The organism is Vibrio sp. QJM3NY_27 (assembly GCF_057785955.1).
On the sequence record NZ_CM173511.1, the window covers coordinates 571,717 to 594,605 of the forward strand.

Below are 22,889 nucleotides of genomic sequence, written 5' to 3' on the forward strand. Positions count from 1 at the left end.
ATAATCTTGAGTGGTCTTTTCTAACTACAGAACTACTATGACTCGCTCGCATTGCTTTGTATTGCAACACGACTTTCCTATTGCTTTCTACCCTGACAAAAATCAGTTGGTGGTTGATAGTGAAGCGATTCATTTAGAGCCATTACAGGCAAAGTTGCTCAGCTATTTCATCGAAAATCGCGGGCAAGTCGTGAGCACTCAGCAGATAGCTGCTGATGTGTGGCAAAGAACTCAAGTGTCTGACAACTTGGTCAGACAGGTCATCAGTTTATTGCGTAGTCAGCTTCTGGATAAAGCACGTCCGTATCGCATCATTCAAACCATTCCTAAGCGAGGTTATCTGTTTGATATTGAGATAATTCAGCCTAGCGTTGAGACTACTCCTGTAGAAGATATACTCCCACCTGAAACCAAAGTTGTTGTTTCTAAGACCAAAAATAGAACTATCGCCTTTATTACAACCGCTGTATTAGCGTTCGGTTTGATCGCAATTTTGGCATGGAAAAACGATGTCCCAACCAATGACACTGTGGGTATTGCCGCTAATCAAAGTAATGTGATTCCCGTTTATATCCATGATATTACGCTCGATTCTGCGGACGATTATGAGATGTCGGAAAGTGTATACAACTATCTTTTCTATGGATTGAATTCGGCTAAAAACTTATCGGGTTACCACTTCTCTCAGCTATCGAAACAGGGCAAGCAATCACTTGCCAATAATGGTGTCGAACTTAAAGGTTGGCTCAAGAAAAAGGGCGGTGACTATGTACTGAGCGTGCTGATACAAAACAACCGCCAGCCCAATCAAAGCCAGAAAGTGGAAAAGAGCTTTAGCCAAGACAACTTCTTTGATGCCATTGGGGATGTGATTCTTGAGATTAAAGCCATAATTGCCCCTATGAGTTCAGAATACGGCGTAGTCAGTCATCGAGTGACCGCTATTGATAACTACGATGATTGGAAGGTTATTTCAGAGGGAATATCGCTTTTCTACCAAGGCAAAGGTGGACAGCCATTTGCAGATATCGCACTTCAGTTGGATACGATTCAACAGCAAGGAAGAGACAATTATTTGGTCAATGCCTTATTGTCGTATTCGGAATCTTTGGCTTATTTGCAAAGTCATGAGCAAGAAGATCGCGAACATGCACTGCAACTGGCAAAGCAAGCCTTCGAGATGAACCCACGTTGTGACATCGCTAATCTTACCTTGGGTCTTGCATTGTTAATTAACCAACATGCCAATCAAGCTTTCCCTTACCTTTTTTACGCGGCCGAAAGTACACCGAGCCCAATCAGTTTTTATCTACTTAGTGTGGCTGACAAGCTGTCGGATAATCCCGAAGGTTCGCAATACAACTATCAGCGCTATACCGAAGTGAAAAAAGAGTATAATGGCCAACTGTTTGATCTTATTGAATCTTTATAAAAAACAAACCTTTCCTAAACCACAAAATTCTCTCTGAAGTGAAGACGTTGAGTTACCGCTAATAGTAACGGCTCTTCCGCAAGGTTTCCTTGTGCCAACAGGCTTCTCAACATGTTTGATTATTGTTTGGACTTAGGCTCGATTGCCTTGCATCAAGCGTAAAAACATCGACTTCCACATACTGGTAACCAAATCATTAATTATTTGGGGTACACACATGTTGAAGAAGTTTGCTTTTCAGATCATTCCAATTCAGATCTTCTTATTCGTCTTTTGGTTCAAAAATGGCTTTATCGATAAAGTGATGGGCGTTGTGCTTGGCTTTATTACGCCAGATACCGCTTATTCAGGTGACACTTGGGCTGGCTGGAAAGGCTATATTGTAGGAACTTGGGATAAGAGCCAAATCGGTCATGCTCTACTGAGTCCAACATTCGATTTTATGTTCCCTATTTTGATTGCTTTGCAATGTGTGCCGTTTTTACTGGTTATCCGTTCGGTACTTGCAGGTGAGTTCATGGTGGGTAAAGAGCGTCCGTGGTTGCTCTATGCTGCTTTCGCTTCTTTGTTTGTGACTGCTTGTATGGCTTTCACTCAAACCATCACTGGCGCAAGCGACGGGCAGTATTTATGGCAATTTATCGGCTTTGGCATGGTTGCCATTATGTACCTTCGTAACGAGCAGGGTAAGTAAGTGGTTTTTTAGATGTGAATAAACGGGATGTGAGATACGAAGGGTAGCTAGATACGAGTAAACGAGATGCGGGATACGAAGAACGTGTTTAGATTTGAGTCAGTAAGATACGAAATATCAAAACGCAGATAATGAGAGGCAGTCGCTTTTCGTTACTCGTTTACCCGAATATCGTATCTGCTTTTAGCTCTTCGTTACTCGTTCACTCGCATCCCGTATCTGCTTTTTTCTTCCCTCATCTGCTCTTAAAAAGAAAAAGCCCGTAACCTAGGAGGTTGCGGGCTTTGTTATAAGCGATGTGTCTTGTTAGCGGTTAAGCTATCTAATTATTTAGCGATTAAGCCGTCAGTGCTAACACGGTACCAGGCAGTACAAGGAATACCGCAATAAGGTAACCAGCCACTACAGATTTATTCTTCACAGCCATGTCAGAAATAATATCAGCGGCTTTTACTGGTAGTTCACGTAGGAACGGAATACCAAAGATGAATACCGTTGCCATGATGTTGAACACCAAGTGTACTAGAGCAATTTGTAGTGCGAATACTGCGAACTCACCAGATACTGCTGTCGCTGCTAATAGCGCGGTAATACACGTACCGATGTTTGCACCCAGAGTGAATGGGTAAACGTCACGTACTTTAAGAACACCTGAACCTACTAGTGGAACCATCAAGCTTGTTGTCGTAGAAGAAGACTGAACAAGGATAGTAACGATAGAGCCAGAAGCGATACCGTGGATAGGACCACGACCGATTGCGTTCTTTAGAATCTCACGAGCACGACCCACCATCAGGCTCTTCATTAGCTTACCCATTACCGTGATAGCTACGAAGATAGTCGCTATACCTAGAACGATAAGCATGATACCGCCAACAGTGTCGCCAAATGTCGATAGTGGCTCTTTAATCGCACTGACTACTGGTTTAGTGATTGGCTTGATGAAGTTAAGACCACCCATGCTCATATCACCTGTTGCTAGCATCGGTGATACTAACCAGTGAGAAATCTTCTCTAGAATACCAAACGCCATCTCTAGTGGTAGGAAGATAGCAACAGCTAATAGGTTAAAGAAGTCGTGAATCGTCGCACTTGCGAATGCACGTTTGAACTCATCTTTACAACGAACATGACCAAGGCTAACTAGCGTATTGGTTACTGTAGTACCAATGTTCGCACCCATGATCATAGGGATTGCTAGCTCAACAGGTAAACCACCTGCCACAAGGCCAACGATAATTGAAGTAACTGTACTTGATGATTGAATAAGTGCTGTTGCCACTAAACCAATCATTAAGCCTGCAACTGGGTGTGAAGCAAATTCGAAAAGAACCTTTGCTTGCTCGCCTGTTGCCCATTTGAAGCCTGTACCAACCATTGAAACTGAAAGTAATAGTAGGTAAAGCATGAATGCCAAGTTAGCCCAGCGTAGCCAACGAGTTGTGCTCGAGATAGGCGCTGCTGCAGTAGTAGCTTGGTTCATAATGTTTTCTCCATTGGACCGTTTAAGTCTGTGTTTGGTCTGTTTGTTTAATCTGAGCGTGATGTTAGAGAATAAATATTTCAGTAATATTACATTTTGGTTTAGGTGAGACTTTTTTGTGATGATTTGCCCTTTAAATATTTGGTCTTGAAATGGTGTTGGTTTAACTTGTTGTTTTTATAGGGTTTTATTCGTGTTTTTGATAGGTGATATAGATCTTAAAAGTTAGAGAAAAATTAAAAATAATTGCTGAAATATTACATTATGAAATCAGACACTTCGAAAAAATAAGTGGTAATAACTAGTTTGGTTAGGTTTTTCCGAGTTTGTTGAGCGAAGGTGTCATATTTGATATAACAAGGGTATCTACTCTTTTATTACGGCACATCTATGTCGCACCTCAACTATAACCACCTTTATTACTTCTGGATGGTTTGCAAGCAAGGCTCTGTTACTAAAGCAGCAGAAGCTCTATTCCTAACACCACAAACGGTAACAGGTCAGATAAAAGCATTAGAAGAGCGTATGGATGGCAAGTTGACCAAGCGCAATGGTCGCAGTGTTGAGCCTACAGAGCTTGGACAGCTAGTCTTTAAATATTCCGATCGTATGTTTGGCCTGAGCTACGAGATGTTGGATATAGTGAATTACAGCCAGCACTCCAATATTCTGTTTGATGTTGGTGTTGCAGATGCGCTGTCTAAAAGGCTTGTTAGCAAGATTCTGATGTCGACTATTCCCCCAGATAACAGTATTCATTTACGCTGCTTTGAATCGACCCATGAAATGCTACTTGAGCAATTATCTCAACATAAGCTCGATATGATCTTGTCTGACTGTCCGGTGGATTCTAGTCAAAGTCCTGGCCTGTTTAGTAAGAAGTTGGGTGAGAGTGGAATGAGTTTTTTCAGTTCGGGTAAGGTTGAAGGTGTTAGCTTCCCGGCTGTATTAGAGCAAAGAAAGCTTTTGATCCCAGGAAGTCGAACCTCGATGGGGCGTAAAGTGCTGCAATGGTTTGATAGACAAGGACTTAAACCCGATATTTTGGGTGAGTTTGATGACGCGGCATTGATGAAGGCCTTTGCTCGTTATCACGATGACGCTATCTTCTTAGCGCCTACGCTTTATATGTCTGAAGTTGAAGAGGATTCATCACTGCAGTTATTGGTTGGTATTGAAGAGTTAAAAGAGGAGTACTACGTCATATTTGCTGAGAGGATGATCCAACATCCAGCAGTAAAAAATGTATGTGACGCAGATTTTAGCAAATTGTTCGAGTGAGGCGGTTTGTTAATGAATTGATATCGATTATCATAACGCCACCATATGCCGGAAATACTAATAGCCGTAGTTGGTGTAAAGGTTGTAGGGAGCCAAACTATGAACTTAAAAGAGATGGAGAAGAACTCAGCGCAAGCTGTGATTCTACTCAAAGCCATGGCCAACGAGCGTCGCTTACAGATTTTGTGCCTATTACATGGTACTGAACTGTCAGTTGGGGAGTTGTGTGGCAAGTTGGAACTGAGTCAGTCTGCTTTATCTCAACATCTTGCTTGGTTGAGAAGAGATGGTTTGGTCGAAACTCGCAAAGAAGCTCAAACTGTGTATTACACATTGAGCAGTGAAGAAGTAAAAGCGATGATTAACCTACTGCATGGTATTTACTGCAAGTAGCTTATTGCTGGTAGGAGGGGGATTTCTTATCAGTGATAGAATGACACAAGGAAGTGTCAGTATTTCATGTCGAATGTTAGTGCCTATCTATTTACCTACCTATTTATCTATTTTCTTGTCTGTTTATTTTCTAGTTGTCTGTTTTTTATATGCTTAGTTGTCTATCGGTCAGCGATATATCTTGTAGTCAGCGATATATCTTGTAGTCAGCGATATACCTTTAGTAAGCAAATGCGTGTCAGTTAGCCAAATGCCTTTTAGTAAGCTGGTGTCTGTCGGCAAACCACGTGCTTTTAAGTAAGCTAAGTAATGTTCAGTAAGAAAAATCGCTGTGTTACTCAAAATTTAGATATAAAAAAACCGGCCGAGGCCGGTTTTTTTCGTTTTGCGTTGTAATCAAATTTCTATTAAAGAGCTTTGATTGCAGCAGCGAAACGAGACTTATGACGTGCAGCTTTATTCTTATGAATAAGGCCTTTAGTCGCCATGCGGTCTAGAAGAGGTGTAACTTCTACAAGAGCAGCAGTTGCAGCTTCTTTATTGCCAGCTTCAATAGCTGCAATAGTTTTTTTCATGTAAGTGCGCATCATAGAACGACGGCTAGCATTGTGCTGGCGACGTTTCTCAGCTTGGATAGCGCGCTTCTTAGCAGATTTACTGTTTGCCAAGGTCTAACTCCCAAAAACTTAGTTCGGTGACAATTTAAGGGCGAGGACTATCCCTCATAGGCGCTTAATTGTCAAATGATTTGTGCAAAAACCAATCTCAGCCAAAACAAATTTTGGTATGGAAAGGTCATCGCGGTTAAGATGGCGGGGATTCTAACAGCATTTTTAGACCAATGCTAATAATTATGCTTCTAAGGACAGGATAGTATTTATCCTTGCTTGAAAGTAATCAACCAGTGTCAGAGGTTTCTGTGAGTAAACGACTATTAAAGTCAGGCCTGATTGTCAGTGCAATGACTTTTGTTTCCCGTGTGTTGGGGCTAGTACGTGATGTAGTAGTAGCAAATTTGATGGGAGCAGGAGCGAGTGCCGACGTATTTTTCTTCGCTAATAAAATTCCTAATTTCTTACGTCGACTTTTTGCAGAAGGTGCGTTTTCTCAAGCGTTTGTTCCTGTATTAACAGAATATCACGCCGCAGGTGATAAAGATAAGACACGAGATTTAATTGCTAAAGTGTCGGGTACGCTCGGGGTTTTAGTGTCTATAGTGACCGTTATCGGAGTCTTGGGCTCGGGTGTGATCACTGCGATGTTTGGTGCGGGTTGGTTTATCGACTGGTTGAATGACGGCCCAGCAGCCCCTAAATTTGAGCTGGCGAGCTTTATGCTCAAGATTACCTTTCCTTATTTATGGTTTATTACCTTTGTTGCTTTATCTGGTGCCATTCTTAACACATTAGGTAAGTTTGCGGTTTCGTCATTTACGCCTGTGTTCTTGAACGTAATGATCATTGCTTGTGCTTGGTTTCTTGCTCCTAATTTAGAACAGCCTGAAATTGGCTTGGCAATCGGTGTGTTTCTTGGTGGTTTAGTCCAATTCCTTTTCCAAATGCCTTTCTTGATAAAAGCGGGTGTTCTGGTTAAGCCGAAGTGGGGCTGGAGAGATCCGGGTGTTGTAAAGATCCGCACGCTAATGATCCCAGCTCTGTTCGGTGTATCGGTCAGCCAAATTAACTTATTGTTTGATACCTTTATTGCTAGCTTCCTAGCGACCGGTTCGATCAGTTGGTTGTATTATTCAGACCGACTGCTTGAATTCCCACTAGGTCTATTCGGTATTGCGATTGCGACTGTCATTCTTCCTGCTTTGTCTCGTAAACACGTTGAAGCTCAAGGTGAAGGGTTTGCGCACACAATGGACTGGGGTGTGCGTATGGTGTTGCTGCTTGGCATTCCTGCGATGTTAGGCCTGATAGTGTTAGCTAAGCCGATGCTGATGGTGCTCTTCATGCGTGGTGAGTTTTCGCCACATGATGTACAGCAAGCATCAATGTCATTGGTTGCTTACGCATCGGGTTTGCTTAACTTCATGCTGATTAAAGTGTTAGCTCCGGGCTATTACTCTCGCCAAGATACTAAAACCCCTGTGAAGTACGGTATTATCGCCATGGTCACCAACATGGTGTTCAACGCGATTTTTGCGTATTTCTATGGTTATGTTGGTTTGGCGATAGCGACGGCATTGTCTGCCTTTGTGAATATGGCCTTGTTGTATCGTGGATTACATCTTGCTGGTGTGTATCAATTATCTAAGACAACCTTGTTGTTCAGTGCCAAATTGATTATCTCTGGCGTAGTGATGGTCGCGGCGATTTTATGGCAGTTGGATAATATGCAACATTGGCTTGAATGGAGCTTTAGCCAGAGAGCGCTGACATTAACAGGCTTGATTGGACTTGGTGGCTTTGTTTATATTGTTTCGGTACTGATTTTAGGTATCCGAGTAAAACATTTAAAAGCAGCGACAGATTAATACTGATTAGTATATAATCCGTCGGTTTCACACAATAAATGATGCAAATAACAGGTTTTAGCTGATCATAATGGAACTGATCCGAGGTATACACAATATTAAAGCGCAGCATCATGGCTGTGTATTAACCATAGGTAACTTCGATGGTGTTCATTTAGGACATCAAGAGGTTCTGAGTCAGGTTTCTAAACAAGCTGCAGCATTAGGGCTCCCTTCTGTTGTCATGACGTTTGAACCACAGCCTATGGAGCTGTTTGCCCGAGGTAAAGCGCCAGCACGTTTAACTCGCTTACGAGATAAATATGTGCAATTGAGTAAGCTAGATATCAGTCGATTGTTGTGTGTGAATTTTAATCAGTATTTTGCAAGCTTATCCGCAGAAGCATTCATTAAGGATCTTTTGGTTGATAAGCTTGGTGTGAAATTCTTGGTGGTTGGTGACGATTTTTGCTTTGGCAAAGGTCGAACAGGTAATTTCGCGATGCTTAAAGAAGCGGGTGAAAAATATGGTTTTGAGGTGGTAAGCACCCAAAGCTATTGCTTAAATCAATTACGAGTAAGCAGTACTGAGATACGGAATGCACTAGCGGTCGATGATTTGGCTGCAAGTGCTACCATGTTAGGGCGTGACTACAGTATTAGTGGTCGTGTGTCTCATGGTCGTAAATTAGGGAGAACTATCGGTTTCCCTACCGCTAACATTCCATTAAAACGTTGTGTTTCTCCTGTATCGGGAGTGTATGTTGTTGAAGCATTGGATATCGACGGTGTTCCTGTCGGTGGCGTTGCTAATATTGGACAACGACCAACGGTTAATGGTGTAAGGCAGCAATTAGAAGTGCACTTTTTTGACTTTAAAGCCAATTTATATGGTAAACAGTTAGAAGTACGACTTTTGCACAAACTGCGCGACGAGATAAAATTTGAATCGTTCGACGCACTAAAGAATCAAATAGAATTGGATGCTGAAGCCGCAAGGGTGTGGCTGCTTCAGCTAAAGAATTAGTCGGATGATTCCACCGATTAACATAATGTCTAACTTCGCCCAATATAACGGAATTAAGAATCGATGAGTGATTATAAAGATACCCTGAACTTACCAGAAACAGGGTTCCCAATGCGTGGCAATCTGGCAAATCGTGAACCAGAAATGCTTAAGCGTTGGTACAAAGAAGACCTTTACGGTGAAATCCGTAAGGCAAAGAAAGGTAAAAAATCTTTCGTGCTGCATGATGGCCCTCCATACGCGAACGGCGACATTCACATTGGCCACGCGCTGAATAAGATTCTTAAAGACATTATTATCAAATCTAAGACCCTTTCTGGTTTTGATGCACCGTACATCCCAGGTTGGGACTGTCACGGTCTTCCAATCGAGTTAATGGTTGAGAAGAAGAAAGGTAAGCCTGGTCAGAAGATTTCGGCTGCTGAATTCCGCGAAGAGTGTCGTAAGTACGCTGCGGGCCAAGTTGAAGGTCAGAAAGAGAGCTTCAAACGTCTTGGTATCATGGGCGAGTGGGATAAACCTTACCGCACTATGGATTTCGGCACTGAAGCGAACATCATTCGTTCTCTAGGCAAAATCGCAGACAAAGGTCACCTTCTTAAAGGTTTCAAACCAGTTCACTGGTGTACTGACTGTGGTTCTGCTTTGGCTGAAGCTGAAGTTGAATATAAAGATAAAGTTTCTCCATCTATCGATGTGAAATTTTCTGCAGCTGACGAAGCGGCTCTTCTAGAGAAATTTACTCTAGCTGAAGGCCACGCTGGTCAAGGCGAAATCTCTATCGTTATCTGGACAACAACACCATGGACTCTGCCGGCGAACCGCGCAGTATGTCTACGTGATGATCTTGAATACGTACTTATCCAAGTTGAAGCTAATGGCGAACAGCCAGCTCAACGTATCGTTGTTGCTTCTGAACTAGCAAAAGACGTTATGGATCGTGCAGGTATCGAGCACTTCCATAATCTTGGTTTTGCTACTGGTGCTGATCTTGAGCTTTCTCAGTTCAACCACCCGTTCTACGACTTTACTGTTCCTGCCGTTCTTGGCGATCACGTTACAACGGATTCAGGTACTGGTGTGGTTCACACTGCGCCTGGTCACGGTCAAGAGGATTTCGTGGTTGGTAAGAAATACAACCTAGAAATCGCTAACCCAGTAGGTTCAAATGGCGTTTACCTGCCAGATACTGAGCTATTCGCTGGTCAGCATGTATTCAAAGCGAACGATTCTGTTTTAGAAGTTCTAAAAGAGAAAGGTGCACTATTGCATCACCATGCTTACGAGCACAGCTACCCACACTGTTGGAGACACAAAACTCCAATCATCTTCCGTGCAACACCACAATGGTTCATCTCTATGGATCAAGCTGGCTTACGTGCGAAAGCACTAGAGTCAATCAAGAGTGTTGAGTGGTTGCCTGAATGGGGTCAAAGCCGTATCGAAGGTATGGTTGAAGGTCGTCCTGAGTGGTGTATCTCTCGTCAACGTACTTGGGGTGTACCTATTGCCTTATTCGTTCACAAAGAAACGTCAGAACTTCATCCAGAAAGCCCTGCTCTTATTGAAAAAGTAGCGAAGCTTGTGGAAGAAAAAGGGATTCAAGCTTGGTGGGATGTAGATGCTGCTGAACTGATGGGTGCTGAAGACGCTGACAAGTACGAGAAAGTACTTGATACGCTAGACGTATGGTTTGACTCAGGTGTAACGCACTTCTCTGTTGTGGATTCACGTGAAGAGTACAACTTCCCGAATGAAGAAAGAACGCACAGTGCTGATCTTTACCTTGAAGGTTCTGACCAACACCGTGGCTGGTTCCAGTCATCTTTGATTTCATCTATCGCGATGAAAGACGAAGCACCATACAAGCAAGTACTAACGCACGGTTTCGTGGTTGATGGTAACGGCCGTAAGATGTCTAAATCTATCGGTAACGTTGTTGCTCCTAAAGATGTAACCAACAAGCTAGGCGCCGATATTCTACGTCTATGGGTTGCTTCTACGGATTACACTAACGAAGTTGCGGTTTCTGACGAGATCCTTAAGCGTTCTGCTGATGCATACCGTCGTATTCGTAACACGGCTCGTTTCTTCCTAGCGAACTTGAACGGTTTCAACCCTGAAACTGACCTAGTACCTGCTGAAGAAATGGTCGCACTTGATCGCTGGGCTGTTGGCCGTGCTCAAGCTGCACAAGAAGAGATCGTTAAAGCATACGGTGAGTACAACACTCACGGTGTAACTCAACGTCTAATGCAGTTCTGTTCTATCGAAATGGGTTCTTTCTACCTAGACGTAATTAAAGACCGTCAGTACACAGCGAAACAGGGCAGCCATGCTCAACGTAGCTGTCAAACGGCGCTTTACTACATTGTAGAAGCTCTAGTTCGTTGGATGGCGCCTATCATGTCGTTCACTGCAGATGAAATCTGGAACGAGATGCCTGGCGAACGCGACACGTTTGTATTCACTGGCGAGTGGTTCGAAGGCCTATTTGGTCTTGCTGATGACGAAGAGCTAAGCAACGAATTCTGGACTGAAATCCAGTCAGTTCGTGGCGCAGTGAACAAGCTTCTTGAAGATGCTCGTAAAGAGAAAACGATCGGTGGTGCATTGCAGGCTGAAGTGACTCTATACGCTGACGACGCACTTGCTGCTAAAATCAACAAGCTAGAAGATGAGCTACGTTTCGTACTTATCACCTCTGCTGCTGTTGTTAAGCCGCTTAGCGATAAGTCTGATACAGCTCAAGCGACAGACGTTGCAGGCCTATACGTTGAAGTTGCAGCAACTGAAGCTGAGAAGTGTGACCGTTGCTGGCACCACACTCCAGATGTAGGCACAATCGAAGGTCACGAGAAAATTTGTGGTCGTTGTGTGTCGAACATCGACGGTGAAGGCGAAGTGCGTAAGTTCGCATAACGACTCAGAGAAAGACTGAACTTTTTGTAAAAATAATAGCCCCAGTATCAACTGGGGTTATTTTTAATTATAGGAAATGTGTTTAACCAAGCTGACTTCTCGTGTTTATTCTTGAGAGTGGATAATGAGATGATTTGACTGAGTAGATACTAGGAATAGAAATGAGTGAAGTTTCGTTAAAACAATCTGGTGTGCGTTGGTTATGGCTGGCTCTGTTGGTCTTCCTTGCAGATATTGGCATCAAACTATTCGTTATGGACAATATGGGTTATGGCTGGGCAAACCGTATTGAGGTGTTACCATTCTTTAACTTTTTGTATGTCCATAACTATGGTGCAGCATTTAGCTTTCTGAGCGATCAGAGTGGCTGGCAACGTTGGTTGTTTACTGGTATCGCCTTTGCGGTAACTGGCATGCTGACATACTGGATGAGTAAACTACCTGCAGCAGAGAAGTGGAATAACATTGCTTATGCGATCATCATTGGTGGCGCGGTAGGTAACGTATTTGACCGAGTAGTACACGGCTTTGTTGTCGATTACTTAGATTTCTACTGGGGTACTTACCATTGGCCTGCATTCAACTTGGCTGATATGGGGATCTGTATCGGTGCTGCGATGATTATCTTAGATGGCTTTCGCAAGAAAGATGAAAGTAAATAGGCGACTCAAGCATTAATGAGTATTAAGTAAATCGCTTTTAAATAGATTGCCCTAAAGTCAGTCTATGACTCACAGAATAGAATAGCCCTAAGCGCTGTCGGTTGATTCCGACGGCGCTTTTTTTTATGCTTCAGTCAACAAGGAAGCAAAGCACAGCGCATCCTCAAATAATAAAGAAATCTAAGGAAAGTAACGTGGCAGCAATTAAAAATGATTCAGCAGTAACTCTACATTTTACGATTAAAATGAAGGATGGTTCAGTTGCCGATAGCACCGAAAATATGGGTAAGCCTGCGAAGTTCGTTATGGGTGATGGCAGCCTAAGTGAGAACTTTGAACAGTGCCTGATTGGTCTTGAAACGGGGACTGAAAAGTCTATCGAATTGAAGGCGCAAGACGCCTTTGGTATGCCAAATCCAGATCATATCCATCATATGGATCGTGCTAAGTTTGTTGGCGATTCTGAAGTCGAAGTTGGCACTATTATGGCTTTCTCAGGTCCTGATGGTATGGAAATCCCAGGTATTATCACTGAGATCGCGGGTGATTCAGTGACGGTTGATTTTAATCATCCATTAGCAGGCCAAGACGTTACGTTTGACGTCAACATCTTAGCAGTGGATTAACTATTTTAGCGGTGGACTAACTATCTTAGCGTTAGAATAACTATCTTAACGTTAGAATCGCTATCTTGACGGTTGAATAACATCACCTTACCGCTGTGATGTAACCCAGAGCTTCACTGTCTAGGCGCTTCACTGTAGAATGCGAGCCTCGCTGACAGCGAACTCTATAGAAGCAACCTTAGTACCGCGGTAAATGATGAGCAATGAAATGAAAATAATGTTAGCTAACCCTCGTGGCTTTTGTGCCGGTGTCGATCGTGCGATCAGTATTGTTGAGCGTGCACTCGAAATGTACCAGCCACCGATTTATGTTCGTCATGAAGTGGTACACAACCGCTTTGTTGTTGAAGGGCTAAAGCAACGTGGTGCTATTTTTGTCGAAGAGTTAAGTGAAGTGCCAGACGATAACATCGTGATCTTCTCTGCTCACGGTGTTTCTCAAGCCGTTCGTAAAGAAGCGAAAGAGCGCGAACTCACCGTATTTGATGCAACGTGTCCTTTGGTAACCAAAGTCCATATGGAGGTTGCTCGTGCGAGCCGCAAGAATATGGAAGTAGTACTGATTGGTCACGCGGGTCACCCTGAAGTGGAAGGCACCATGGGTCAGTACGCTAGCAAAACCGGTGGAATGTACTTGGTTGAGAAACCAGAGGACGTACAGAACTTAGTGGTAAACGATCCGAGTAACTTGCATTACGTTAGCCAAACCACATTGTCCGTTGATGAAACTGCTGATGTGATTGAAGAGTTACGCCGCGTGTTCCCTGAGATCCAAGGCCCACGTAAAGACGACATCTGCTACGCGACTCAAAACCGTCAGGACGCAATTCGTGAGATGGCCGGTGATGTTGATGTGGTGATAGTTGTTGGTTCTAAGAACTCATCGAACTCAACTCGTTTAAAAGAGCTAGCTGAGAAGCTCGGTACGCCAGGTTATCTAACAGACTGCCCTGAAGACATTCAAACTGAATGGGTTGAAGGGAAAAAGAAAATCGGTGTAACAGCCGGTGCTTCTGCTCCTGAAGAGTTGGTAAACCAAATCTTAGATCGTATTCGTGAGCTGGGTGCTACCGAGGTTGAAGAGATTCAAGGTCGTGAAGAGAACATGTTCTTCGAAGTACCGAAAGAGCTGCAGATTAAGCAAGTCGACTAATCACTATTGATGTGTGACAAGATCGATTCGTAACTCTATCGATTTGTAAACAGCAGGAAGCCAACGTTGATGCGTTGGCTTTTTTGATCGTGCTTTGGAGCCGGTTGTCGAGTTTCGAACGGGTTACTGGAGACCGAGTAGCTCTTTCAGTGTCTTGAGGTAGCGACGGCTGACAGGCACTTTAAAACCAGTCACTGTGATGATCTCCGCTAATCCATTTTCCAACAGTTTGATCTCTTGGATTGATTTTATGTTGATCAAATATTGTCGATGACAACGGATCAAATCGGTTTTTTCTTCCAAGATCTTGAGCGTTAACTGTGAGGTCGCCGTTTGTGAGGAGCTACGAACATGCACACCACTGATATCCGAATAAGCGCACTCGACCGTTTGGCTTGCCATAATCACTATGCGGTTATGGCCGATACATGGGATCTGTTCTAAACGGCAAGGAGCAATGGCAGAGATGTCTTGTTCCGGCGCTTTGTGGTTCTGCTTGATGACCTTATTCAGACGACAAACACTCTTGTTTAATCGACAAGGTTCAACCGGCTTGAGTAGGTAGTCAAAAGCGTTATCTTCAAATGCCTGAATTGCATATTGGTCGTAGGCAGTGACGAATACCACGTAAGGCATGGTATCTGGATCAAGCATGCTTAACAGTTCAATCCCGGTAACCTGCGGCATTTGGATATCCAAATACACCACATCAGGCTTGAGCTGATTGATCTGTTTAAGTCCTTCGATCGCGTTACTTGCTTGGCCGATGATTTCCACTTCTCCGGTTTCGGTCAGTAGTTCAATCAGTTCTTCGCGAGCAAAAAGCTCATCATCGACAACTAATGCCTTTAACATCCTACAATCTTCATCTTGGTTCTATCCCTGCTTGATTTACGCTTATCTTTTAAATGTCTGCTTCTAAATGTTTCAACTCGGAGCGATTCGTCTCCGAAAATACCTTTATTTTAGTATAGGTATGATAAAGCTCATTCGAGTGAATTGCTGTGGTTGAGATTCTATTTTTAGTGCTGAATCTTGTCCAAAGAAATTAGTGAGTCGTTTATCAACAATTTCCATCCCTAAACCGACATGGTCTTGAGAAGGCTTTTGATAGTTGCCTGCATTGTCTTCCACGATCAGCTTAAATCCACCCTCGAAGGCTTCGCTATAGATCTTCACTTGGCCGCCTTCCAACATGTTTGAAATACCATGCTTGATGGCGTTTTCAACCAGTGGCTGCAGGGTAAAGCTTGGCAGTTGCGACTCATACAGTTGTGGGTCGATATCCCATTCCACTTCTAATCGATCGGTAAAGCGTGCTTTCTCTATGGTTAGATACGCATTAACGTGTGCCAGTTCATCTTTGAGTTTTACAGTGTTGATGTTCTGCTTCAGGTTACTTCTAAAGAAGTGAGACAGATGCTGAATTAGCTCCCGAGCTTTATCTGGGTCGCGACGTGTCACTGCGCTGATGGTGTTAAGCGCATTGAACAAGAAGTGTGGGTTCACTTGAGCGTGCAGCAGTTTTATTTCTGCTTGGGTAAGTAGCGTTTGCTGTTGTTGATAATTACTAAACAGGATCTGGCTCGACAATAGTTGAGCGATACCTTCACCCATCGACATATTGATGGTCGAGAATAGTTTCAACTTTGGCTCATACAGTTTGATGGTTCCGATGACTTCGTTTCCTGCTCTTAACGGGATAATTAGCGCGGAGCCTAACTTACAATCCTGCGAAAGGGAGCATTGGTATGGATTCTCTTTGCCATCAAGGTAGATGATGTCGTTCTGTTCCATCGAAGTGAGCGTGCTCTGCGATGAAATAGGGGTGTTCGGAATATGGTGTTCATCACCAATGCCGATGAACGCTAGGATTTTTTCTCGGTCGGTGATCGCCACTGCGCCAACATTGGTCTCTTCGTAAATGATACGCACGATTTTTTGCGCATTATCCGAATTGAATCCACCATGCAAAATACCCACTGAACGCTCGGCGATGGTTAATGCGCGGCGTGAGAAAGTTGCCGAATACTTCTCGAAGATGGTTTTCCTGTCTTGGATGATGCTCATGAACAATGCGGCACCCACAGAGTTAGCAATGATCATTGGTGCGGCAATATCAGAAACCAGAGCATAGGATTGCTCGAATGGTTTCGCGACCGCTAAAAGAATTAGCATCTGAATAATCTCTGCAAACAAGGTAACAGAGAAAACCACCAATGGATTAAACAGCTGGCTGGCTTTGTTCTTTCTCACTAGGTAAACGTGCAATAGGCCGCCAATCAAGCCTTCTGCTGTGGTTGAAATCGCACAAGCTAGATCGGTGAACCCACCCAAAGAGTAACGATGGATACCGCCAGTAAAACCGACCGCAAAGCCGACAACCGGACCACCAAACAGACCACCCATGACCGCTCCCATCGCGCGCGTGTTGGCGATGGCATCATTGATCTGTAAGCCAAAATAGGTGCCCATAATACAGAACAGGGAAAACAGAACGTAGCAGCTTATTTTATGACTTAAGCGCGAAGAGATGCTCAACAAAGGGAGAATCAGTGGAGTCTTACTGAGCATGTAAGCAATCACTAAGTAGACACAGGTTTGTTGCAGCAGAGAGAGAATGAGTTCCATATTTTCACCTATTGAGACGCTTGTTAAGTGTAAAGCTCATTGCTTGGTAACGGTAGCTTTGCTTGTGTTTTCGTTGGTTATATCGAGTTGCGATTGCTTTTCAGGCGGAGATACCAATATTGATGTACTAATGTTGATGTACCAATGCTGAGATACAGTAAAGCCCATCACAGAGGACTAATGCCGATCGTTTAAGAAGACTTGAACGATCCTGCAGTTAGAAGATAATCCTCATCAACAATGTTGATGGGGATTTTTTATGCTTGAACAAGAATTAGCAATGGCACACGAGACCATTGAAGATGCCGATAATTATGAATCTGTCGTCGACGCTATTCAGATTGAGTGGATAGAACAAGCTCTTCTTGAAACAAATAAAGCGAGCATAAGACGACGCCGACTTCCCGCGCAGCAAGCTGTCTGGTTAGTTATTTGGATGGGGTTGCAACGCAACATGTCTATCAAAGAGGTATGCAGTTCATTAGACATTGCGCTTCAGCCTAAACCTGAAGATAGTTGGTCTCGTGTCGCACCTAGTGTCCTAACTGATTCACGTCGACGTCTAGATGAGAGCCCATTAGCAGCTCTATTTAACACAACGGTGAAGGCTTGGCACGGAGATATCCTTCAACAAGACAGAGACTTAGAACTTAATGTACTTGCTGTGGATGGAACAACATTTAGATGTCAAGATTCCACAGAGAACGCTGAAGAATTTGGGTTCATCTCTAAAAAATTGAAACCTTACCCTCAACTTCGTTTAGTCGCTTTGATGTCAACAGAAACACGAATGATTATGGGGGCGGCTTTTGATGGTTGTCATGTCGGTGAAACGACCTTAGCTAAGCGCCTATTCAATGATATCCCCGCACACTCATTGACCTTACTTGATCGTTGTTATTTCTCGGCAGACCTTTTGTTGTCGTGGCAAGAGAGTGCGGAAAATACTCACTGGTTAATGCCTGCAAAACGTAAACTACGCTATGAAGTGTTGGAGAAATATGCGGAAAACGACATGCTCATTTCAATGCCTATCTCTCCTCAAGCTCAACGGCAGAATCCGAATTTACCCGCACGTTGGGAAGCCAGATTAGTCCTATATCAAGAGCCAAAAGGTGAGATAAAAGGTTTTATTACTTCACTTACAGACCCTAGCAAATACTCGCTAGAAAGCCTGCTGCGTGTTTATTGGCAACGCTGGGAGATTGAAGAGGGTTATGGTGAAATTAAACAGACTCAACTGCAAAGTCACGTCACTTTACGAAGTCGTTTTTCTGCCGGTGTGAAGCAAGAGCTTTGGGGCGTATTACTTGCCTATAACTTAGTGCGATTAGAGATGGTTAAGATAGCTTCAGAAGCCGGGGTTCGAGCGACTAGGGTAAGCTTTACTGCTGCAATTAACCTTATAGATGCTCAGTTACGTTGGTTAGCTTTAAGTCCAGACGGAACCCTACCAGTCAAACTTAAAAGGATGAGAGAAAGTCTGAGTCACTTCATTCTTCCAGATAAAAGAAAGGACCGAACGTTTCCACGTTCAGTCCTCTTTGTTCCAGCCAAATATCCGTTTAGGTTCAAGCAGTAATGCTTATCCGAACGGCATTAATCACAGAGGACGGGCTTTAGTCTTAATTTCCACGAATCACTGGGTGATTACGGGAGCAAGCGAAGTGTGTTTGGCTTGTTCTTTTGTCTCTCTATGAAGACGTGTCTCTTGTTCTCAAGAGTCTGAAAGAACTAGGCGGTTTTGGTGACGCCTTTTGCTTCTTTTTCTTCTTCATCAGCAAGGTCGATATCGCCTTTGCCTTTTGAAATTTTGATAACGTAAGCCGCAATTCCGAATGCACTCACTACGCCGATGATGGTTGAAAGCTGCATTGGTAGACCGAAGCCCAGTTGGCTGTTGTTCAGGATGAATGTGATACATACAGATGTCATGAACACAGCTGGAACCGTTGTTACCCAGTGCAGTTTATTGTGACGAAGTAGGTAAGCTGAAGCTGTCCATAGCATCATGACTGCTGTTGATTGGTTAGCAAAACCGAAGTAGCGCCAGATGATGCCGAAGTCTACTTGAGTCAGGATGCCACCGATAACGAACAGTGGTAGAGCCATCAGTAGGCGGTTACGCAGTGTCTTCTGTTCCATGTTGAAGTATTCAGCAAGGATAAGACGGCTTGAACGGAACGCTGTATCACCAGAAGTGATAGGTAGGATAACCACGCCAAGGAAAGCAAGGATACCGCCAAATACACCCAGTAGGCCAAATGAAGCGCTGTATACCACGTTACCAGGGCCGCCGTTTGCAATCGCGTCAGACAAAGACTCAACTGAACCGAAGAATGACAGAGCAAGCGCACACCAGATTAGAGCGATGATGCCTTCACCAATCATTGCACCGTAGAATACGAAGCGACCATTTTTCTCGTTTTCCATGCAACGCGCCATTAGTGGAGACTGAGTTGCGTGGAAGCCAGAGATAGCACCACAAGCGATGGTGATGAATAGAGCTGGCCAAAGCGGTAGATCGTTAGGGTTCATGTTAGTGAACATGTCTTTCATCTCGAAGCCACCCATGATTTGGTGCTCGTCAGATAGACCAATCGCAGTGATTAGGCCAACAGACATAAAGATAAGCAGTGCACCGAACAGTGGGTAGAAGCGACCAATGATTTTATCGACAGGGACAATCGTTGCGATGATGTAGTAAGCAAAGATGATGACAACCATGGTGCTCGTAGACATTACGAAATCAGTTTGGTCGTTCACTAGGTTAGTGATCATGCCTGCTGGAGCAGAAACGAATACCACACCAACAAGAAGCAGTAGAACAATGGCAAAGATGTTCATAAAGTGTTTTGCGCCATTGCCTAGGTAACGTCCAGTGATGGTTGGAACCGAAGCACCGCCATTACGGATAGATAACATACCTGAGAAGTAGTCGTGTACTGCACCTGCGAAGATACAACCTAGTACAATCCAAAGCATTGCTGCTGGGCCGTAAAGGGCACCCATGATAGGGCCGAAGATTGGACCTACACCTGCAATGTTAAGCAGTTGAACTAGGTAAACCTTTGGCGTCGACATTGGAACGAAGTCCACGCCGTCTTGCTTGGTGTGAGCGGGTGTTTGACGCTTTTCATTGATACCGAAAATCTTCTCGATAAAGGCACCGTAAATAAAGTAGCCACCAATGAGTGCTGCAACACAGGTAAGAAACCACATCATAATTTGTTATCCCTGAATGTATTAATTAAGTCAGGGTGTATATTAAAGGAGTGTATGAGAAGAAACTTCCGCTATGAGAGTGAGTGGTCGAATAGCTAATTAAGTGGTGTTATAACTGATTGAGCGGTTTGTTCTCTTGCTTAAGAGGACAACAATAGACAATGAGTGGACATCAGTACGTGTTCAGCGGAGAATCGCCACAATGGCAGCGCTTCGTAGGAAGTGGTGAAGTAACAATATAAAGGATTGAAATGAAAAAAATAATAGCACTATTCGCTGTGGCATTTAGCCTTGCAGGATGCAGCGCCAATGTTCAAGATTTAGCGGCCGAAGGCAATTGGCAAGAGATTGGCTATCGTGACGGTATCAAAGGTAACACTCAACGTTCTTACCAAGAGATGACTAAGCTTGGAACGGTAGACCAATCAAGCTACAGCAAAGGTTACTATCTAGGTGTTGCTGAATACTGCAACCCAAACCATGCTTATCAAATTGGCTTATCTGGCCAGGTTTATGAAGGCGTTTGTTCAGGTACGGAAGACGCTCAACGTTTCCGTATGGAATGGCAGCGCGGCTGGGATGAGTTTTCTAACGACTACTAAGCTCAAACTAGCGATTAGAAAATAAAAAGACCAGTGCCGCATGTGTACTGGTCTTTTTGTATGTCGTTAAAGTAGCTGTCTAAATGAGAAGCTACAAACCAAATTAAGATTACTGATTATTCTCGACCGCTTTTCTCAAGAAACCATTTTGTTGATCAAGTTGAGCCTTAGCTGGTTCTAACCCCAGCCCTGTCAGAATCATCAAAATAGACAGTTTCACATCATAATCGGTGGTTTTAAGTGTCGAAACAGCAAGGGCTTTATCACACTCCGTCGCTTGGATAACGATACGAGCAGCGCGGGCAACCAATTTTTCATTGGTTGCTTTTACGTCGACCATCAGATTTTGGTAGCTCTTACCGATACGAATCATGCTGGCAGTCGTTAGCATATTTAGCACTAATTTTTGCGCCGTACCTGATTTGAGGCGTGTTGAGCCAGTCAATGCTTCCGGGCCAACCACTGGGCTTATCGCGATTTGAGCAATCTCAGCAATCGGAGAGCCAGGATTACAAGACAGCGCAACCGTTACTGCTCCTATTTGATTTGCGTAGTTGAGTGCACCAATTACGTAAGGTGTACGGCCACTAGCAGCGATGCCTACCACGACATCATTTTCTGAAAACTGAATCGCTTTGAGATCTTCAATTCCGAGAGTCAGCGAGTCTTCCGCACCTTCTTTGGCTTTTAAAATCGCCTCTGGTCCGCCAGCGATGAGACCGATAACCATCTTGTCTGAAACGCCGAAAGTCGGAGGGCATTCTGAGGCATCTAACACGCCCAATCGACCACTGGTTCCTGCGCCCATGTAAATCAATCGGCCACCATGTTGAAAGGCGTGAGCGATTTTATCAACGGCTTGAGCTATCTGTGGCAGCTCTACTTCGATTGCCAGTGGGACTTGCTTATCTTGTTGATTAATCTTTTCAACCACTTCGAGAGAGGTGAGCAGATCAATATCCATAGTATCAGGGTTTCTCCCCTCCGAAACGAGGTGCGAGAGCGCTGATATGAGAGCGTCGTTACTCATAGTGATCCTTAAATGATGGTTCTAAAATTGTTTAGACAGCACCGCGAAGTCAGTATTGTTACTAAGTCAGCACGGCTATCAAGTTAATCTGCACGATATAGAACGCCTAGAGAGGCCGCTCTGCTTGCGCCAGTCACTTCCGGTAAATTGCTTGGCAGTTGATGAATATGACGTTGAGCAAGCCACGCAAAGGCCATGGCTTCCATGTAATCGGCATCAACGCCTTTACTGGTCGTCGACTCAACCTCCCAGCTAAGAAGCAGTTCAGACAGTCTCTTCATCAACAATGGATTTCTCGTACCACCGCCACACACATACAGTGCAGGTTGGTTACCCAAGCGATAAGTTTCTACTTCATTGGCTATCGTTAATGCGGTGTATTCACAAAGCGTGCGCTGAACATCTTCTGCCGCAAGGTATTTAAATTCTGTAAGTTGTTGTTCTAGCCACGGTATATTAAACAGCTCTCTACCAGTGCTTTTCGGTGGCATTTGAGATAGATAAGATTCACTTAGAAGCTGTTCGAGCAAGGCTTGATTAAGTTGGCCTTTTAGTGCGAACTGCGCATCACGGTCAAACTTATCACCGATGTGTTTATCTACCCAAGCGTCCATTAACATATTGCCCGGGCCAGTATCATAGCCAAGCGTCGGATGATTAGGGCGCAGTACTGAAATGTTCGAGATACCACCAATATTCAAGACCACAACCGAGCTGTCTTGCGGGTGAAAAATAGTGTGGTGGAAAGCCGGTACTAACGGTGCCCCTTGCCCGCCAAGTGCCATGTCTTTACGTCGAAAATCAGCGACTGTTTGAATCTGTGTTTTAGCGGCAATGATATTGGCATCACCCAACTGCATGGTAAATGGCGAATCACCCGTTGGTTGGTGGAATACCGTTTGGCCATGATTACCAATCGCACTCACAGAGGATGCAGGTGTACCTGACTTATCGAGAAGTTGCAGAACGGCATCAGCAAATAGATGACCAAGCTGGTGGTCGAGTTCACCAATAGCAATCAAATCCGTTTTCTGACCAATACAAACTTCAAGCAGACGGGCTTTGAGACCATCTGGCATAGGGAACTCATCATGAGCCAGTAATGTAATACTATCGTCTTCAATCGAGACTAACGCTGTATCAACGCCGTCCATACTCGTCCCCGACATCACACCTATATACAGTTCTTTATGATCCATTCCTAAGCTCTTGCCCTGCATTCTTAAAGTCTTCCACAGATTGGTTTAAAAACATTGTAAAGCAAATT

The 22,889-nt window shown here is 44.0% G+C and carries 19 protein-coding genes; 12 read left to right on the forward strand and 7 right to left on the reverse strand.

Annotated features, from left to right (window positions below):
* Nucleotides 1-37: 37 nt before the first annotated feature.
* Together AC3CIA_RS02550 and AC3CIA_RS02555 are read left to right on the forward strand one after the other, a co-directional pair.
* Nucleotides 38-1,432, forward strand: a complete 1,395-nt coding sequence (locus AC3CIA_RS02550) for a winged helix-turn-helix domain-containing protein (RefSeq protein WP_488518469.1) — start codon at nucleotides 38-40, stop codon at nucleotides 1,430-1,432.
* Between the two features lie 217 nt (nucleotides 1,433-1,649).
* Nucleotides 1,650-2,126, forward strand: coding sequence for a hypothetical protein (locus AC3CIA_RS02555; protein WP_488518470.1), 477 nt, complete (start codon nucleotides 1,650-1,652; stop codon nucleotides 2,124-2,126).
* A gap of 337 nt (nucleotides 2,127-2,463) precedes the next feature.
* Here the strand turns inward: AC3CIA_RS02555 and AC3CIA_RS02560 are convergent, their stop codons facing one another.
* Nucleotides 2,464-3,609 (reverse strand): Na/Pi symporter, encoded by a 1,146-nt coding sequence (locus AC3CIA_RS02560; protein ID WP_004735026.1) that lies wholly within the window; start codon nucleotides 3,607-3,609, stop codon nucleotides 2,464-2,466.
* Between the two features lie 390 nt (nucleotides 3,610-3,999).
* On the opposite strand from AC3CIA_RS02560, the gene nhaR reads away from it, so the two are divergent.
* Both nhaR and AC3CIA_RS02570 read left to right on the forward strand, forming a co-directional pair.
* On the forward strand, nucleotides 4,000-4,890 hold the full coding sequence (nhaR, locus tag AC3CIA_RS02565) for a transcriptional activator NhaR (protein WP_004735027.1): 891 nt from the start codon (nucleotides 4,000-4,002) through the stop codon (nucleotides 4,888-4,890).
* 99 nt (nucleotides 4,891-4,989) lie between these two features.
* Nucleotides 4,990-5,283 (forward strand): ArsR/SmtB family transcription factor, encoded by a 294-nt coding sequence (locus AC3CIA_RS02570; RefSeq protein WP_004735028.1) that lies wholly within the window; start codon nucleotides 4,990-4,992, stop codon nucleotides 5,281-5,283.
* Nucleotides 5,284-5,690: 407 nt separating this feature from the next.
* Here the strand turns inward: AC3CIA_RS02570 and rpsT are convergent, their stop codons facing one another.
* Entirely contained in the window at nucleotides 5,691-5,951 is a 261-nt protein-coding gene (rpsT, locus tag AC3CIA_RS02575; RefSeq protein WP_012603273.1) for a 30S ribosomal protein S20, read from the reverse strand.
* 251 nt (nucleotides 5,952-6,202) lie between these two features.
* On the opposite strand from rpsT, the gene murJ reads away from it, so the two are divergent.
* The 6 genes from murJ to ispH all read left to right on the forward strand — a co-directional run bounded on the left by murJ (nucleotide 6,203) and on the right by ispH (nucleotide 14,134).
* Nucleotides 6,203-7,765, forward strand: coding sequence for a murein biosynthesis integral membrane protein MurJ (gene murJ, locus AC3CIA_RS02580; protein WP_065207270.1), 1,563 nt, complete (start codon nucleotides 6,203-6,205; stop codon nucleotides 7,763-7,765).
* 70 nt (nucleotides 7,766-7,835) lie between these two features.
* Nucleotides 7,836-8,771, forward strand: a complete 936-nt coding sequence (gene ribF, locus AC3CIA_RS02585; RefSeq protein WP_017077722.1) for a bifunctional riboflavin kinase/FAD synthetase — start codon at nucleotides 7,836-7,838, stop codon at nucleotides 8,769-8,771.
* Between the two features lie 63 nt (nucleotides 8,772-8,834).
* Nucleotides 8,835-11,693 carry an isoleucine--tRNA ligase gene (ileS, locus tag AC3CIA_RS02590; RefSeq protein ID WP_488518471.1) on the forward strand — a complete coding sequence of 953 codons (2,859 nt, stop codon included), beginning with the start codon at nucleotides 8,835-8,837 and terminating at the stop codon, nucleotides 11,691-11,693.
* Nucleotides 11,694-11,854: 161 nt separating this feature from the next.
* Nucleotides 11,855-12,355 carry a signal peptidase II gene (gene lspA / locus AC3CIA_RS02595; protein WP_004735054.1) on the forward strand — a complete coding sequence of 167 codons (501 nt, stop codon included), beginning with the start codon at nucleotides 11,855-11,857 and terminating at the stop codon, nucleotides 12,353-12,355.
* A gap of 194 nt (nucleotides 12,356-12,549) precedes the next feature.
* The gene (fkpB, locus tag AC3CIA_RS02600; protein ID WP_012603277.1) at nucleotides 12,550-12,981 is read left to right on the forward strand and encodes an FKBP-type peptidyl-prolyl cis-trans isomerase; all 432 of its coding nucleotides are present in this window, start codon (nucleotides 12,550-12,552) and stop codon (nucleotides 12,979-12,981) included.
* A gap of 196 nt (nucleotides 12,982-13,177) precedes the next feature.
* Nucleotides 13,178-14,134, forward strand: a complete 957-nt coding sequence (ispH, locus tag AC3CIA_RS02605) for a 4-hydroxy-3-methylbut-2-enyl diphosphate reductase (protein ID WP_488518869.1) — start codon at nucleotides 13,178-13,180, stop codon at nucleotides 14,132-14,134.
* Nucleotides 14,135-14,257: 123 nt separating this feature from the next.
* On the opposite strand, the gene btsR is transcribed toward ispH, so the two are convergent.
* Both btsR and AC3CIA_RS02615 read right to left on the reverse strand, forming a co-directional pair.
* Nucleotides 14,258-14,989: a two-component system response regulator BtsR gene (gene btsR, locus AC3CIA_RS02610; RefSeq protein WP_488518472.1), complete on the reverse strand. Its 732-nt coding sequence runs from the start codon at nucleotides 14,987-14,989 to the stop codon at nucleotides 14,258-14,260.
* Between the two features lie 105 nt (nucleotides 14,990-15,094).
* Nucleotides 15,095-16,765, reverse strand: a complete 1,671-nt coding sequence (locus tag AC3CIA_RS02615; protein WP_488518473.1) for a LytS/YhcK type 5TM receptor domain-containing protein — start codon at nucleotides 16,763-16,765, stop codon at nucleotides 15,095-15,097.
* A gap of 259 nt (nucleotides 16,766-17,024) precedes the next feature.
* Between AC3CIA_RS02615 and AC3CIA_RS02620 the strand changes: the two genes are divergently transcribed.
* A complete protein-coding gene (locus tag AC3CIA_RS02620) occupies nucleotides 17,025-18,347 on the forward strand; it encodes an IS4 family transposase (protein WP_488518169.1) in 1,323 nt (440 codons plus the stop codon).
* Nucleotides 18,348-18,499: 152 nt separating this feature from the next.
* Here the strand turns inward: AC3CIA_RS02620 and AC3CIA_RS02625 are convergent, their stop codons facing one another.
* Nucleotides 18,500-19,990: a carbon starvation CstA family protein gene (locus AC3CIA_RS02625; RefSeq protein ID WP_017077728.1), complete on the reverse strand. Its 1,491-nt coding sequence runs from the start codon at nucleotides 19,988-19,990 to the stop codon at nucleotides 18,500-18,502.
* A 251-nt stretch (nucleotides 19,991-20,241) separates the two neighbouring features.
* Between AC3CIA_RS02625 and AC3CIA_RS02630 the strand changes: the two genes are divergently transcribed.
* Complete coding sequence (locus AC3CIA_RS02630) at nucleotides 20,242-20,592, forward strand: DUF2799 domain-containing protein (RefSeq protein WP_017091341.1); 351 nt, start codon at nucleotides 20,242-20,244, stop codon at nucleotides 20,590-20,592.
* A 109-nt stretch (nucleotides 20,593-20,701) separates the two neighbouring features.
* Here the strand turns inward: AC3CIA_RS02630 and murQ are convergent, their stop codons facing one another.
* Nucleotides 20,702-21,622 carry an N-acetylmuramic acid 6-phosphate etherase gene (murQ, locus tag AC3CIA_RS02635; RefSeq protein ID WP_065207256.1) on the reverse strand — a complete coding sequence of 307 codons (921 nt, stop codon included), beginning with the start codon at nucleotides 21,620-21,622 and terminating at the stop codon, nucleotides 20,702-20,704.
* A gap of 83 nt (nucleotides 21,623-21,705) precedes the next feature.
* A complete protein-coding gene (locus AC3CIA_RS02640) occupies nucleotides 21,706-22,821 on the reverse strand; it encodes an anhydro-N-acetylmuramic acid kinase (RefSeq protein WP_488518474.1) in 1,116 nt (371 codons plus the stop codon).
* Nucleotides 22,822-22,889: the final 68 nt, after the last annotated feature.

What these genes read in the sequence shown, in the direction of transcription:
- AC3CIA_RS02550 (WP_488518469.1), top strand. Translation starts at nt 38, where the DNA reads ATGACTCGCTCGCATTGCTTTGTATTGCAACACGACTTTCCTATTGCT.
- AC3CIA_RS02555 (WP_488518470.1), top strand. Translation starts at nt 1,650, where the DNA reads ATGTTGAAGAAGTTTGCTTTTCAGATCATTCCAATTCAGATCTTCTTA.
- AC3CIA_RS02560 (WP_004735026.1), bottom strand. Translation starts at nt 3,609, where the DNA reads ATGAACCAAGCTACTACTGCAGCAGCGCCTATCTCGAGCACAACTCGT.
- nhaR (WP_004735027.1), top strand. Translation starts at nt 4,000, where the DNA reads ATGTCGCACCTCAACTATAACCACCTTTATTACTTCTGGATGGTTTGC.
- AC3CIA_RS02570 (WP_004735028.1), top strand. Translation starts at nt 4,990, where the DNA reads ATGAACTTAAAAGAGATGGAGAAGAACTCAGCGCAAGCTGTGATTCTA.
- ribF (WP_017077722.1), top strand. Translation starts at nt 7,836, where the DNA reads ATGGAACTGATCCGAGGTATACACAATATTAAAGCGCAGCATCATGGC.
- ileS (WP_488518471.1), top strand. Translation starts at nt 8,835, where the DNA reads ATGAGTGATTATAAAGATACCCTGAACTTACCAGAAACAGGGTTCCCA.
- lspA (WP_004735054.1), top strand. Translation starts at nt 11,855, where the DNA reads ATGAGTGAAGTTTCGTTAAAACAATCTGGTGTGCGTTGGTTATGGCTG.
- ispH (WP_488518869.1), top strand. Translation starts at nt 13,178, where the DNA reads ATGAGCAATGAAATGAAAATAATGTTAGCTAACCCTCGTGGCTTTTGT.
- btsR (WP_488518472.1), bottom strand. Translation starts at nt 14,989, where the DNA reads ATGTTAAAGGCATTAGTTGTCGATGATGAGCTTTTTGCTCGCGAAGAA.
- AC3CIA_RS02615 (WP_488518473.1), bottom strand. Translation starts at nt 16,765, where the DNA reads ATGGAACTCATTCTCTCTCTGCTGCAACAAACCTGTGTCTACTTAGTG.
- AC3CIA_RS02620 (WP_488518169.1), top strand. Translation starts at nt 17,025, where the DNA reads ATGCTTGAACAAGAATTAGCAATGGCACACGAGACCATTGAAGATGCC.
- AC3CIA_RS02625 (WP_017077728.1), bottom strand. Translation starts at nt 19,990, where the DNA reads ATGATGTGGTTTCTTACCTGTGTTGCAGCACTCATTGGTGGCTACTTT.
- AC3CIA_RS02630 (WP_017091341.1), top strand. Translation starts at nt 20,242, where the DNA reads ATGAAAAAAATAATAGCACTATTCGCTGTGGCATTTAGCCTTGCAGGA.
- murQ (WP_065207256.1), bottom strand. Translation starts at nt 21,622, where the DNA reads ATGAGTAACGACGCTCTCATATCAGCGCTCTCGCACCTCGTTTCGGAG.
- AC3CIA_RS02640 (WP_488518474.1), bottom strand. Translation starts at nt 22,821, where the DNA reads ATGGATCATAAAGAACTGTATATAGGTGTGATGTCGGGGACGAGTATG.